General features: G+C 70.1%; 10 protein-coding genes and 1 pseudogene. 7 read left to right on the plus strand and 4 right to left on the minus strand.

Going from position 1 to position 13,731, the window contains the following annotated elements:
- Positions 1 to 69 precede the first annotated feature (69 nt).
- Positions 70 to 330, plus strand: a pseudogene (locus JMO03_RS21095) (Type 1 glutamine amidotransferase-like domain-containing protein); the annotation flags it as partial.
- A gap of 441 nt (positions 331 to 771) precedes the next feature.
- Complete coding sequence (locus JMO03_RS21100; RefSeq protein ID WP_238346038.1) at positions 772 to 1,773, plus strand: isoaspartyl peptidase/L-asparaginase family protein; 1,002 nt, start codon at positions 772 to 774, stop codon at positions 1,771 to 1,773.
- 292 nt (positions 1,774 to 2,065) lie between these two features.
- Here the strand turns inward: JMO03_RS21100 and JMO03_RS09150 are convergent, their stop codons facing one another.
- Together JMO03_RS09150 and JMO03_RS09155 are read right to left on the minus strand one after the other, a co-directional pair.
- Entirely contained in the window at positions 2,066 to 2,569 is a 504-nt protein-coding gene (locus JMO03_RS09150; protein ID WP_238346023.1) for a hypothetical protein, read from the minus strand.
- A 123-nt stretch (positions 2,570 to 2,692) separates the two neighbouring features.
- On the minus strand, positions 2,693 to 3,643 hold the full coding sequence (locus JMO03_RS09155; RefSeq protein WP_337926389.1) for a LysR family transcriptional regulator: 951 nt from the start codon (positions 3,641 to 3,643) through the stop codon (positions 2,693 to 2,695).
- Positions 3,644 to 3,775: 132 nt separating this feature from the next.
- Here JMO03_RS09155 and aceB point away from each other — a divergent pair, with 132 nt between their 5' ends.
- Complete coding sequence (gene aceB, locus JMO03_RS09160; protein WP_202842667.1) at positions 3,776 to 5,416, plus strand: malate synthase A; 1,641 nt, start codon at positions 3,776 to 3,778, stop codon at positions 5,414 to 5,416.
- Between the two features lie 141 nt (positions 5,417 to 5,557).
- Positions 5,558 to 6,895, plus strand: coding sequence for an isocitrate lyase (gene aceA, locus JMO03_RS09165; protein ID WP_202842668.1), 1,338 nt, complete (start codon positions 5,558 to 5,560; stop codon positions 6,893 to 6,895).
- Positions 6,896 to 7,323: 428 nt separating this feature from the next.
- Here the strand turns inward: aceA and JMO03_RS09170 are convergent, their stop codons facing one another.
- Entirely contained in the window at positions 7,324 to 7,995 is a 672-nt protein-coding gene (locus tag JMO03_RS09170) for an ankyrin repeat domain-containing protein (RefSeq protein ID WP_202842669.1), read from the minus strand.
- Positions 7,996 to 8,135: 140 nt separating this feature from the next.
- Positions 8,136 to 9,743: a Tle-like phospholipase domain-containing protein gene (locus JMO03_RS09175; protein WP_202842672.1), complete on the minus strand. Its 1,608-nt coding sequence runs from the start codon at positions 9,741 to 9,743 to the stop codon at positions 8,136 to 8,138.
- A 483-nt stretch (positions 9,744 to 10,226) separates the two neighbouring features.
- On the opposite strand from JMO03_RS09175, the gene JMO03_RS09180 reads away from it, so the two are divergent.
- From JMO03_RS09180 to JMO03_RS09190, 3 genes are all read left to right on the plus strand, one after another.
- Positions 10,227 to 10,850, plus strand: a complete 624-nt coding sequence (locus JMO03_RS09180; RefSeq protein WP_202842674.1) for a tetratricopeptide repeat protein — start codon at positions 10,227 to 10,229, stop codon at positions 10,848 to 10,850.
- Positions 10,851 to 10,942: 92 nt separating this feature from the next.
- Positions 10,943 to 12,640, plus strand: a complete 1,698-nt coding sequence (gene ggt / locus JMO03_RS09185) for a gamma-glutamyltransferase (protein WP_238346040.1) — start codon at positions 10,943 to 10,945, stop codon at positions 12,638 to 12,640.
- 56 nt (positions 12,641 to 12,696) lie between these two features.
- Entirely contained in the window at positions 12,697 to 13,725 is a 1,029-nt protein-coding gene (locus JMO03_RS09190; protein ID WP_202842678.1) for a hypothetical protein, read from the plus strand.
- Positions 13,726 to 13,731: the final 6 nt, after the last annotated feature.

Below are 13,731 nucleotides of genomic sequence, written 5' to 3' on the forward strand. Positions count from 1 at the left end.
AACCACGAGGCGTTGCGCTGGTTCCTGGGGAAAGCCGGGAACGGTCACGTGGTGGTGCTGCGCGCGTCGATGGGCGGCGAGATCGGAGAGGAGTTGCACGACGAGATCGGCGGCGTGGCGTCGGTGGAGACCTTCGTGTTCTCCGGCCGCGAGGCCGCGCACGATCCCGCCATTCTCGCCAGCCTGCGCAAGGCCGACGGCATCTTCATCGGCGGGGGTGACCAGTCGCGCTACGTGCGCTACTGGAAAGGCACGCCGGTGGCCGAGGCGCTGGACGCCCATGTACGTGCCGGCAAGCCGCTCGGCGGCACCAGCGCCGGGCTCGCGATCCTCGGTGAATTCGTCTACGGCGCGATGGATGGCGGCAGCCAGGTCAGTCCGCGCGCGCTGGCCGACCCGCTCGGCGAGGCCAACACCATCGAGACCGGTTTCCTGCACATCGATGCGCTCAGGGGCGTGGTGACCGACACCCATTTCCGCGAGCGCGACCGCCTGGGGCGCCTGCTCGCCTTCGTGGCCAAGGCCGAGACCCTGTCCGGCGGGCGCGGTGTGCTGGGCCTCGGCGTGGACGAGGACGCGGCGGTCGCGGTGGAAGGCGACGGCCGCGCACGCGTGTTCGCCACCGCGCCGGGCGCGGGCGCGACCGTGGTGCGCGGCGGCTTCGCGCGGGAGCAGGAAGACGGCAAGCCGATGCGGGTCGAACGGCTCGAGGTCTCCGGCGTCGGCGCCGACTCGGTGCTGCAGTTGCCGACGGGTCGCGTCGAGCGGCCCATGTTCGAACGCGGCTACGCGGTGCGCGACGGCGTGCTGGTGGCGCTGGACGCGCCGGTGCTGGTGATCCACGGCGGCGCGGGCGTCGAACGCGGCGACCTCACCGCGGAAGAAGAGCGCGCCGCGCGCGATGCACTGGCCGCGGCGCTGCGGGCCGGCCACGCGCAGCTGCGATCGGGCAAGCCCGCGCTCGACGCGGTGGCCGCCGCGATCACCGTGCTCGAGGACGCGCCGCAGTTCAACGCCGGCCGCGGCGCGGTCTTCACCCACGACGGCCGCAACGAGCTCGACACCTCGATCATGGACGGCGCCAGCGGCAAGGCCGGTGCCGCCGCGGGTCTGCGCCGGGTGAAGAACCCGATCCTGCTGGCGCGCCGGATCATGGAGCGCTCCCGCCACGTGATGATGGTGGGCGATGGCGCCGAAGCATTCGCGCAGGAGCAGGACATCGCGCTGGTGGAACCCGCGTACTTCCGCACCGAGAGGCGCTGGCAGCAGCTGCAGAAGGCGCTGGCGGCGGAGGCGTCCGCGCAGTCGTCGGCCACGCCGCCGGAACTGCCTGGCAAGGCCTATTTCGGTACCGTCGGCGCGCTCGCGCTCGATGCGCAGGGCCACCTCGCCGCCGGCACCTCCACCGGCGGCATGACCAACAAGCGCTACGGCCGCGTCGGCGACGCGCCGATCATCGGCGCGGGGACGTGGGCCGACGCGCGCTGCGCGGTGTCGGGCACCGGATGGGGCGAGTTCTACATCCGTACCGCCGCCGCGCACGAGATCTGCGCGCGCGTGCGCCTGGCCGGCATGCCGCTGCGGCGCGCGGCCGACGCGGTGATCAACGGCGACATTCCCGCGGCCGGCGGCGACGGCGGCGCGATCGCGCTCGGCGCCGATGGCAATGTGGCCTTCCCGTTCAACACCCCGGGCATGTATCGCGGCTGGATCGGCGCCGACGGCGTTCCGCATGCGGCCGTGTTCGCCGACGAAAACCTGCCGATGCCTTGAGGCCGCGATCGGCGCGCGCGGCGCGCACCACCCGCCGGAGCGAGGGGTCGCCCCGATCGCAACCGGAAGGCCTGCGTTGAGTGCTGGGGGCCGGGGCGGCATCAGGCCAGGCGAGGCGCAACGCGCCGCCCTTCGGCTACGCCCCAAGGCGCAATGGCCTTGCAAAGCGGGGGGCCAGGCAGACCACGCCGCGACGAACTGCCGATTCTTCTTGCCAGTCCCTTCCTGCGCGTAGCATGCGGGACTGCCCTTCCGCCCCGCTTGTTCGCGCTCGAAACGACGTCGTAGACGGCTACCGGGCGAAATGCAGATAGGTGAAGAATGCCACGCGATCGCCGCTCTCCATCCGCATCAGCATCGCGCTTTCTGCAAGAGAGCCACCCCAGCTCCCCGCGTCATCCAGCCTGGAGAATTGCGTTTGCCAACTGGTCGTACTGTCTTTCGCGGCTTCATATTCTTGGACTATGGCGATCTCGCAAACTGTCGACGTACATCGCACAGATGGGCGAGATAGGCCGAGTTCGCCCAAATTCAACGTTGACAGCCTCCGCAAGATATGGGACTCGGCCGGCCCAGCCCATATGTCATCGCGCGATTCGGAGCCAATGAGCAGGACGGAATCGCTGACCGCGCGATCCGGCAGCCGCCCGGAGGCGGCGTCATCAGCAACCCGCGCCCTGATCTCATCGATTCCCGCGGAGTCGAAGGCCGGCGTTGGCAGCTGCGATCGGCCTGGCAGCATGTCCAGGCGGATACCATCAGCATCGTCCTGCCGCACGCCATCAGCGAGTGGCAACGTGACCGGAAGCCCCTTGTTCCCTTGCCTTGCGATTGCGCAGCGAGGTCCGCTGAGCGAGCAATAGACGGTATCGGAGTAGCACCGCGAGTATCCCCCTGTCGCGGCCCTGCATCGGCAAAATCAGCGCTCCGAATGCCCGCTGTCGTAATAGTCGCGGCGCACGAACAGGTCGGGCTGGATCAGGTCCATGAAGGCGCGCGCCTGCGGCGACGGCAGCCGGCCCTTGCGCATCACCACGCCGTAGCTGCGGGCGGGGAAGAAGTTGTCGAGCGGGCGGGTCACGATGCGGCCGCGGTCGGCCTCGGTCAGGCAGATCGAGGACAGGATGCTGATGCCCATGCCCATCGCCACGTACTGCTTGATCACCTCCCAGCCGCCGACCTCGAGCGCGACGGTGTAGGGCACGCGGTTCTGCTGGAACACCAGGTCGACCAGGCGCCAGGTGATCTGCCGCTTGGGCGGCAGGATCAGGCCGTAGCGGCCGATGTCGGCGAGCGTCAGGTCTTCCTTGTCCGCCAGCGGATGCCCTGGCGGCAGCACCAGCCGCTGCTCGAAGCGGTGCAGGGGTTCGTACACCAGGTCCGCCGGCACGTCGTGCATCGAGCCGACCACGAGATCCACCGCGTCCGCGCGCAGCAGGTCGGTACCGTCGGCGCTGACGGTGTTGTGCAGGCTCAGGCGCACGTCGGCGTGGCGCTGGCGGAAGCGCTCCACGATCCGCGGCAGCAGGTAGAGGATGGTCGAGCTGTTGGCGGCGATGTTGAGCTCGCCCGCGTCCATGCCCCTGAGCTGGCTGCGGAACGCGCTGGGCAGGGTGTCGATGCCGTCCACCAGCGGCCGCGCCAGTTCGTACAGCGCCTCGCCGGCGCGGGTCGGCGCCAGGCGCCGGCCGCTGCGCTCGAACAGTTTCTCGCCCAGTTCCCGCTCCAGCGCCTGCAACTGCAGGGTCACCGCCGGCTGGCTGACGTACAGCGCCTCGGCCGCGCGCGACACCGAGCCCAGCCGCACGGTCTGGCAGAAGGCGCGCAACGGCTTGAGCCGGTCGGCCTTGTAGGCGAATCGCGGGGGCACATTGCCGCTGGAAGGCATTGATTCAAGACATTTATTTGCAGAACTTATGAATTACATTGTAAAAACTGTCTTGTCAAATAATTGGGTCGGGCGGATGGTGGCGTTGCACTGCAACATCCACTGGAGCCCGCCATGTCCGCCGTCCTGAAGCCCTCCCGGATCGCCCCCGACATCGAACTGCCCGATCCCGCCGCCGTCGTCGACCTGCTCGACGATGGTGCGCAGGCCTTCCTGGCCGGGCTCCATCGCCGGTTCGAACCGGCTCGCCGGGCGCGCCTCGCGGACCGGTGTCGTCGCCAGGCCGAATTCGATGCCGGGGCCCTGCCGGACTTCCGCGAAGACACCCGCGCGATCCGCGACGCCGAATGGCGCGTGGCGCCGGCGCCGGCGGCGCTGCTCGACCGCCGGGTCGAGATCACCGGGCCGGTCGACCCGAAGATGGTGATCAACGCGTTGAACTCCGGCGCGAACTGCTACATGGCCGACTTCGAGGATTCCACCGCGCCGACCTGGGACAACCTGCTCGCCGGCCAGCGTGCGCTGCGCGCGGCGATCGCCGGCACGCTCGAGTTCACCGCGGACAACGGCAAGCGCTACGCGCTGCGCCCCGAGGACGAGCGCGCGGTGCTGATCGTGCGTCCGCGCGGATGGCACCTGGACGAGAAGCACGTGCTGGTCGACGCCGGTCCCGAGCAGGGACGAGGGGGCCAGCGCATGTCCGCCGCCCTGTTCGACCTAGGCCTGTTCGCATGGCTCAACGCGACCGCGCTGGCGGCGAAGGACCGCGGTCCGTACTTCTACCTGCCCAAGCTGCAGTCGATGGAAGAGGCGGCGTTGTGGAACGAGGTGTTGACGCACATCGAGCACGAGCTCGGCCTGCCGCAGGGGCAGATGAAGGTCACGGTGCTGATCGAGACGCTGCCGGCGGCGTTCGAGATGGACGAGATCCTGCACGCCCTGCGCGGGCGCATCGTCGGGCTCAACTGCGGGCGCTGGGACTACATCTTTTCCTACATCAAGACCCTGCGCGCGCATCGCGACCGGGTGCTGCCCGAGCGCAGCCAGGTGACGATGACCCAGCCCTTCCTCAAGGCGTACTCGGAACTGCTGATCCAGACCTGCCACCGCCGCGGCGCGCACGCGATGGGCGGCATGGCCGCGCAGATCCCGATCAGCAACGACGAAGAGGCCAACGAACAGGCGCTGGCGCGGGTGCGCGCGGACAAGCTGCGCGAGGTGACCGCCGGCCACGACGGCACCTGGGTCGCGCACCCGGCCCTGATTCCGCTTGCGCGGGAAGTGTTCGACGAGCGCATGCCCGGCCCGCACCAGCAGCACCTGGGGCGCGAGGAAGTGATCGTCACCCGGCGCGACCTGCTGGCGCCGTCGCTGGGCACCATCACCCGCATCGGCTTCGAGAACAACGTCGAGGTCTGCGTGCGCTACCTCGCCGCGTGGCTCGACGGCAACGGCTGCGTGCCGATCCACTGGCTGATGGAGGACGCCGCCACCGCCGAGATCGCGCGCACCCAGCTGTGGCAATGGCTGCATGCGGCCGATGGCGGCAACACCCCGCTGCACCTGCACGACGGCACCGTGATCGACGAGGCGTTGTTCGACCGCGTGCTGCTCAACCTGCCTTCGCGCCTGTCCGGCCAGCCGATGCCCGGCGCGGGCCGCGTGCAGGAGGCGATCGCGCTGCTCGAGGAGCTGACCCACCGCGCCACGCTCGAGGAGTTCCTGACCCTGCCGGCATACGAGCGCATCGTCTGATCACCGTCATCCACCTGTAGGAGCGCCTTCAGGCGCGAACCCGCGCCGCATCTCCGGTCGCGCCTGAAGGCGCTCCTACGGGGGCACCTCTCCTGCGGACAAATCCGAGCAAGAAAAGCAAGAAAAGCATTGGAGCTTCCCATGACCACCCGGACACAACAGATCGAAACCCTGCAGCAGCAGTGGAACACCGACCCGCGCTGGGCCGGCATCGAACGCCCGTACACGGCCGCCGACGTGGTGCGCCTGCGCGGCAGCCTGCAGCCGGAGCACACGCTCGCCAGGCGCGGCGCCGAGAAGCTGTGGACGCTGGTCAACGGCGGCGCGAAGAAGGGCTACGTCAACGCTTTCGGCGCGATCAGCGCGGGCCAGGCGATGCAGCAGGCCAAGGCCGGACTGGAGGCGGTGTACCTGTCGGGCTGGCAGGTGGCCGCCGACGGCAACACCTCCGAGACCATGTACCCGGACCAGTCGCTGTACGCCTACGACTCGGTGCCGACGATGGTGCGCCGGATCAACAACACCTTCCAGCGCGCCGACGAGATCCAGTGGAAGGCGATCTGCGACGGCAAGATGCAGGAGGAGGAGGCGATCGACTTCTTCCTGCCGATCGTCGCCGACGGCGAGGCCGGCTTCGGCGGCGTGCTCAACGCCTTCGAGCTGATGAAGAACATGATCGGCGCCGGCGCCGCGGCGGTGCACTTCGAGGACCAGCTGGCGGCGGTGAAGAAGTGCGGGCACATGGGCGGCAAGGTGCTGGTGCCCACCCAGGAGGCCATCCAGAAGCTGGTGTCGGCGCGACTGGCGGCCGACGTGCTCGGCGTGCCGACCGTGGTGCTGGCGCGTACCGACGCCGAGGCCGCGACCCTGCTGACCTCGGACTTCGACGCCAACGACCGTCCGTTCGTCACCGGAACCCGCACCGCCGAAGGCTTCTACAAGGTCAGGAACGGCCTGGAGCAGGCGATCAGCCGCGGCGTGGCCTACGCACCCTACGCCGACCTGGTGTGGTGCGAGACCGGAACCCCGGACATCGGTTTCGCCCGCGAGTTCGCGCAGGCGGTGCATGCGAAGCATCCGGGCAAGCTGCTGAGCTACAACTGCTCGCCCAGCTTCAACTGGAAGAAGAACCTCGACGACCGCCAGATCGCCTCGTTCCAGGACGAGCTCTCGGCGCTGGGCTACAAGTACCAGTTCATCACCCTGGCCGGCATCCACATCAACTGGTTCAACACCTTCCGCTTCGCGCACGACTACGCGCGCGGCGAGGGCATGCGCCACTACGTCGAGCAGGTGCAGGAGCCGGAATTCGCGGCGCGCGACAAGGGCTACACCTTCGTCTCGCACCAGCAGGAAGTCGGCGCCGGCTACTTCGACGACGTGACCACGGTGATCCAGGGCGGCAGTTCCAGCGTGACCGCGCTCAAGGGCTCGACGGAGGAGGAGCAGTTCGAACGTTCGCACGCCGCCGCGGCCTGAGGGTGCCGCGGGCGTCGCGACAAACCGGGTGGGAGGGAGGAACCGGCCGGGCGCACTGCCCGGCCGTTTTTTTTCTCGCGCGTTTGCGGGACGTCAGCGGAGGGGCGAAGCAAATGGGGTCGGGTGACCGACCCGGCGGTTGCAGCGGGCGGGGATCGCGCCTGAAGGCGCTCCTACATGGTCGGATCCGCCCGCATACCCCCGCTGTAGGAGCGCCTTCAGGCGCGATCCACTGAAGGCGCTCGGCGCGCAAGCAGGCAGGCGGTTTCCGTCCCGCGTAGGAGCGTCTTCAGGCGCTATCCACCGGCCGGTCCAGGCTCCAGGGTGGTTCTTCCGAATCGCCAGCCCTCGCCCGCAGCGCGCCGAACCGCTGGAATCCCGAAGCTCCGCGCGTTCCCCGGTCCGGGAGAACAGTCCTGCTTCGACAGCTACTGCTGGTCGGCCTGGCTCACCGCCGCCTCCAGCGGCACGCCATGGGCCTTGAGCCACTCCACCACCGCCTTGCGCTCGCCCAGCGCGCGATCGTTGAGGATCGCGCGGTTGTAGCCGAAGTAGTACGACTGGAACGTGGCGCCGCCGGCGTTCTTCGCCAGGGGCGAGGCGCCACGCTCGAGCAGTGCCAGGATCGCGCCGCCGTTGTTGGTGCGCGCGGCGACGTGCAGCGGGGTGTCGCCGTTGTGGTCGGCGATGTCGGGGTCGGCGCCGGCTTCGAGCAGTACCGCGTACTGCGTCGCCTCCGGCGACAGCAGCGCCTGCACCAGCGGCGTGGCGCCGGTGTGCGGATTGCGTGCATTGGCATCGCCGCCGCGCGCCAGCACCGCGCGCAGCAGGTCGGCGTCGCCGGAGAACGCGGCGGCGTGGACCGGCGTGTCGCCGCGGGGATCCGCGCGATTCGGATCCGCGCCGCCTTCGAGCAGGGCCTCGACCCCCGCCCTGCTGCCGCGCTTGATCGCCGCCATCAGCAGGGTACTGCCGTCGCTGCCCGGCGTATCGGCATCGATGCGTTCGAGCTGACGCCGGATCTCGGCCGCATCGCCGCGTGCGACCGCGTCCGCCAGCACGGACAGTTCGGGACTGGAGAAGGCGTCGTCGTTGCTCATGGACGGTCGGGCGCACCCAGCGGCGCAACAGAGGAGGAGCGCGGACACGATCGCGACAAGGTGGCGCATGCCCGGCATTGGAGCCGCGATCATAGCGCCGCGCAAGGGGGCACCGGCGTCATCCGGGACATCCAGGGCGACTACCGGCCGAACAGCCCACCGACGAAGTTGCCCACGCCCTTGGCCGCGTCGGTCACGCCCTGCGCCACCCAGCCGGCGCCATCGGCGAGCGTCTCGACCACCTGCCCGCCGGCGTCGGCCGCGAACTCGACGACGTCTCCGGCGCCATCGACCGCACCGGCCAGCACGTCGCCGACCCAGCCATCCACGTTCTCGTCGATACGCGCGGCCAGCGAGTCGGCATAGCGGTCGACGGTATCGCCGGTGGAGTTGAAGAAGCCCTCGGCGAAGTCGCCGGCCAGGCTGACGCCGCCCTGCACGTAGCGGCCATCGGCGAAGTCGCCGGCGACCACGGCATCGATGTCGGTGGCGAAGTCGTGCACGTTGCGCGCGTAGTCGTCCTTCAGCTCGTCCGGCAGCAGGTTCTGCACGTCGCGGCCGAAGTTGGAGGGGTTCTCGTAGCCCGCCTGCCAGGGTCGGTGCTCGACCATGCCCGCGGTCAGCGCGTTCGGGCTGTGGCTGATCGCGGCGTAGGCGAGGTCGCCGACCAGGTTCACGCCGCCGGTGACCAGGCCCGTGGCCGGGTTGATCGGCAGGAACGGCGTGTGCCGCGCGGCCTCGACGCCGGTGTTGATCAGTTCGCTCTGCCCGGGCGAGAAGCCCTCGATCGGCCCGTAGTTGGTGAACATGTTGTGCTCGTCGGCGCTGGCGGGGGCGACGACGATCTGGGTGCCGATCGCGTCGGGCGCGACGATGCCGGTGAGCCAGGCATCCTGGGCGTTGGTCAGCGCGTCGTCCTGCAGGGAATAGGCGCGGATCTGGCCGCCTTCGGCCAGGTCGCGCGCGCGCTGCGGGTCGATGCCGATGCGGTCGAAGGTGTTGGGATGGATGCCCGAGGCGTCGAAGGTGACCGCCGGCACGCCGCTGGCCAGCGAACCGACCGAGGCCAGCCCGCCGCCCTGCGAGTGGCCGGTGATGGCGAGGTTGCTCGACTCGCCGCCCGGGTTGTCGCCGAACACGCGCGCGAACTCGACCGCGGTGTTGACCGCGGTGACGCTGAACTTGTCGCCGTCGCGGGTCTCGTATCCCAGGCCCTGGCGGAAGTTGTTGTCCCAGTCGGCGGCGCCTTCGGCGGTGCCGCGATACGACAGCACGTAGTTGCCCTCGCCGTCGGTGTAGACCTCGGCGCGGAACTCCTGGTCGTTGGTCGGCACGCCGTCGTTCGCGCCCAGGTACTGCAGGCGCCACGCCTGCGGGTCGGCCACGCCCATGTCCTGCAACTGCGCATCGCTCACCGCGCTCCAGCCTTCCGGCGGATCGCCGCGGGTGCCGTAGACCGCGGTCGCCAGCTGCGACAGGGTCACGTCGAACGGCTGTGCCTGGGTGCCGCTGGCGACGTCGCCGAGCGTACTGCCGGAAGGAATGCCGTAGGTGCCACCGGCCGCGGAAGGTGGCGGGCTGCCGGTGGGGAAGGTGCCCGGCGGCTGCAACTGCGGGTGATAGCTCGTTTCGGGGCAGTAGCCGGCATAGCACACGTTCGGCGCCGTGGGCGTCGTCGCGGGCAACGTGGTGGCCGGCGGCTGCCAGCGGGAACCGGAATCGATGACAGATGAAACGCCGACGCCCATGGCCGTCTCCGTACCAAACGGTACGGCAACGCTAGCGCGCCGGCGGGCCGAGGACAGCTAGGGCGTGCCCGAGGGGCGTCGGCCGTGGCCGCTTCGCGGCACAACCATGGGCCGGGTCCGAGCCGCGCCGGGGAGGTCTCGTTGCCGTGCGGCCGGTTTCCGGTGTCGGAGACCTTCATTCGTCGCCCGACCGTGCGTCGCCCCATCTCGCGAGACGGGCATGCCCAGGCGTTCATTGTGGCCCTCGCGCCGGGGCGCCGGCCAGGGCGGGCAAAGATGAGGGGACGCGGCGCCGGTGCTCGCATCGGGCAGGATCCTGCAAGCACGTTCCGCATGCCTGCGCTGCTGCGACGTCGGCGCGGAGCGCGACCGCGCGTCTGCGCTCCGGATGCTGCATCGGTACAATCTCGACGGGAGGCAGTTGCAGTACACAGGGGACTTCCAGCCATGACACCGAAGACACGTGCGTTCACGCACGCGTGCATGTTTGTTCTGTTCGCGATGTTCGCGGGCCATTGTTCCATCGCCGCGGCGCAAGCGCTGCCCAGGCCCGCCGAGTTCTATTTCGACGAGGACGCCAGTGTCGCGGCGCCCATCGTCGCGATCGCGGGTGAGGACGAAGCGACGATCGAACAGCTCGTGCGGCTGATGGAGCGCGGCGGTCGTCACGCCGACCAGGCGGTGGCGCAGCTCGCGCACCTGTCGATGGCCTCCGGGCGTACGGACACCGGCTTGGCGCTGTATGCGCGCGCCAGGGGAAAGGCCGCCGAAGGCAGCTTGCGTCTGCGCGCGTTGCTGTGGAACCAGGGCTGGGATCTGTACCGCGCCGGCCAGGTCGATGCGGCGCTGTCGGCGTGGATGCAGGCCTATGCCAATCGCATCGTCCATCCATCGTGGGTGCCGCCGACGTTTGCGCTGGCGCTGTGGAAACTCGACCGCAGGGACGAGGCGGTCGCCTGGTATGCCGCCGCGGTACGCACCTACCCCGATCGCTGGAGCAATCCCGCGGCCCTGCCCGGCCTGCTGCCGGACTGGAGCGAAGCCGACCGAACCTCCCTGGCCGAGGTGCTGGCGGCGTGGCGCCAGGATCCGCCCGCCTGGCCCTGAGTGCTCGTGGCGGGGAGTCCATCTCGCGCGTGACGCGCTAAGGTGTGGCCCTTCGACATCCCCGGACGGTGGCAACAGTGCGCAAGACCTTCCTGATCATCGCGCTCGGCGCCGCCGCGGCGCTGGTGGGTGCCACCGGCTCGGCCGCCGACCGCATCACCGGCCAGCCTTTCGCCACCCGCAGCGAGGTCTACGCCCCGCACGCCATGGCCGCGACCTCGCATCCGCTGGCCACCCAGATCGCGCTCGACGTGATGAAGGCCGGCGGCAGCGCCGTGGATGCCGCGATCGCGGCCAACGCCGCGCTCGGGTTGATGGAACCGACCGGCAACGGCATCGGCGGCGACCTGTTCGCGATCGTGTGGGATCCGAAGACCAGCCGGCTGCATGGCTACAACGGATCGGGGCGCTCGCCGAAGTCGCTGACGCTGGCCGAGTTCGAACGTCGCGGCCTGAAGGAAATCCCGCCGCACGGCCCGTTGCCGGTCACCGTGCCCGGCACCATCGACGGCTGGTTCGCGCTGCACGAACGGTTCGGCAGGCGCACGATGGCGCAGAACCTCGCACCCGCGATCCGCTATGCGCGCGAAGGCCATCCCGTGCACGAGGTCATCGCGTACTACTGGGACCGTTCGGTGCCGCGGCTGTCGAAGTGGCCCGGCTTCGGCGAGCAGTTCACGATCGACGGCCGCGCGCCGCGCACTGGCGAGACCTGGAAGAACCCGAACCTCGCCGACACCCTGACGACGATCGCCGAGGGTGGCCGAGACGCGTTCTACAAGGGCGACATCGCCCGCACCATCGACGCCTACTTCAAGGCCAACGACGGCTTCCTGTCCTACGAAGACCTCGCCGCGCACCAGGGCGAGTGGGTCGATCCGGTCAGCACGAACTACCGCGGCTTCGACGTCTGGGAACTGCCGCCCAGCGGCCAGGGCATCGCCGCGCTGCAGATCCTCAACCTGCTCGAACCCTACGACCTGAAGTCGTACGGCTTCGGCAGCCCGCAGCACGTGCACCTGTTCACCGAGGCCAAGAAGCTGGCCTTCGCCGACCGCGCGCGCTGGTATGCCGATCCCGCGTTCCACCCGGCGCCGGTGGCGAAGCTGATCTCGAAGCAATACGCACGCGAGCGCGGAAAGCTGATCTCGATGGACCGCGCGCTGCAGGAAGCGCAGCCCGGCACGCCGGCGCAGCTCGACGAAGGTGACACCATCTACCTCACCACCGCCGATGCCGACGGCATGATGGTCTCGCTGATCCAGTCCAACTACCGCGGCATGGGCAGCGGCATGGCGCCGCCGGGGCTGGGTTTCATCCTGCAGGACCGCGGCGAACAGTTCGTGCTCAAGGCCGGTCATCCCAACAGCTTCGAACCCGGCAAGCGGCCGTTCCACACCATCATTCCGGCCTTCGTCACGAAGGACGGCCGGCCCTGGCTGAGCTATGGCGTGATGGGCGGCGCGATGCAGCCCCAGGGCCATGTGCAGATCCTGCTCAACCTGATCGACTTCGGCATGAACCTGCAGGAGGCCGGCGACGCGCCGCGCATCCAGCACGACGGGTCCACCGATCCGGCCGGGCAGGCCGTGGCGATGACCGATGGCGGCGAGCTCGACCTGGAAACCGGATTCGCGTATGAAACCGTGCGCGCGCTGATGCGCAAGGGCCACAGCGTGCGCTACGCCGACGGCCCCTACGGCGGCTACCAGGCGATCATGGTCAATCCGCAGGGCGGCTGGATCGGCGCCAGCGAGTCGCGCAAGGACGGGCAGGCGGCGGGGTACTGACGCGGCGTGGATGCGACGCGGCTATGCTGTCGCGACCTGCACCGGAACCTCGCGACATGACCCGATCGTTGTTGCTCGCCGCATTGCTGCTGGCCCTGCCCGCCGCGCATGCGCAGGACTGGAACGACGACGCCGATCCGACGCAGTCGGCACAGGCGGCTGCGCACCAGGCTTACACCGCGCGGCTCGCCGACGAGCTGGCGCGTGGTGGCGGCGCGCGCGAGCTGGCGCTGGCGGCATTGCTGCGCACCGCGGCCGATGCGCCTCAGGCGCGCGCCCCCGACGGCGAGGCGCCGTCGCGAGCGGCGCCGCGAAATCCGCAGATCGATGCCTGGCTGCGCGACGCGGCCGCGAAGGCCGGCGACGACCAGATCGCCCTCCAGCTGGTCGTGGCGGCCATGCCCGCCGGCTCGCAGCCGCGCCGGGAGGCCGCCCGACGCTGGCAGGCGGCGGACTCGGGCAACCTGATGCCGCTGCTGTACGCGGGCGTCACCGGCGACGCCCTGCTGGCGGCTGCGCGCACCGCGACCCGCGCCGACGCGCGAGTTTACGAGGGCGTGCGCTGGATCGCGTCGGCTTACCGGCGGCATCCGCCGACCGCCGTGGAACAGTCTGCGCTGGGCGCTGGCGAGGCATTCGACACCGACGAAGCCGCCGCCGTCTCGGCGATGGTGCTGTGGGCCGCGGTCGCGATGCCCGCCTACGGGCCGCTGGCCGAGGCCTGCGGGCCCGACATGCTGCGCGCGATCCCCGCGCGACGCGACGACTGCCGCCATGTGGCCACGCTGCTCGCACAGACCCCATCGAGCATCGCCGACGAGCGGGCCGGGCTCGGCATGCTGCGTTCGCTCGCGACCACACCCGCGGAGCGCGCGGACGTCGACGCGCGCCAGCGACGTATGGACTGGCGCATGCTCGAATGGGGCCGCATCGCGCAGCAGCAGCCGCGCTCGGGTGCCGCCCAGTTCGCGCGCCTGCTTGCGGATCCGTCGATCGGGGGCGAGCAGCAACTTGTCGACCGCGTGCTGCAGGAAGCGGGCGTGAAGGCCGACCCGCCGCCGGGCTGGCAACCGCCGCGGCGCTGAGGCGCC

Origin of the sequence: Luteimonas saliphila (assembly GCF_016774335.1) — a bacterium.
In the GTDB taxonomy this organism is placed as follows: domain Bacteria; phylum Pseudomonadota; class Gammaproteobacteria; order Xanthomonadales; family Xanthomonadaceae; genus Luteimonas; species Luteimonas saliphila.

Excerpts from the sequence above, each read along its gene's own strand:
- JMO03_RS09170 (WP_202842669.1), bottom strand. The coding sequence starts at position 7,995 with ATGAGCAACGACGACGCCTTCTCCAGTCCCGAACTGTCCGTGCTGGCG.
- aceB (WP_202842667.1), top strand. The coding sequence starts at position 3,776 with ATGTCCGCCGTCCTGAAGCCCTCCCGGATCGCCCCCGACATCGAACTG.
- JMO03_RS09180 (WP_202842674.1), top strand. The coding sequence starts at position 10,227 with ATGTTTGTTCTGTTCGCGATGTTCGCGGGCCATTGTTCCATCGCCGCG.
- JMO03_RS09190 (WP_202842678.1), top strand. The coding sequence starts at position 12,697 with ATGACCCGATCGTTGTTGCTCGCCGCATTGCTGCTGGCCCTGCCCGCC.
- JMO03_RS21100 (WP_238346038.1), top strand. The coding sequence starts at position 772 with ATGTTCGAACGCGGCTACGCGGTGCGCGACGGCGTGCTGGTGGCGCTG.
- JMO03_RS09175 (WP_202842672.1), bottom strand. The coding sequence starts at position 9,743 with ATGGGCGTCGGCGTTTCATCTGTCATCGATTCCGGTTCCCGCTGGCAG.
- aceA (WP_202842668.1), top strand. The coding sequence starts at position 5,558 with ATGACCACCCGGACACAACAGATCGAAACCCTGCAGCAGCAGTGGAAC.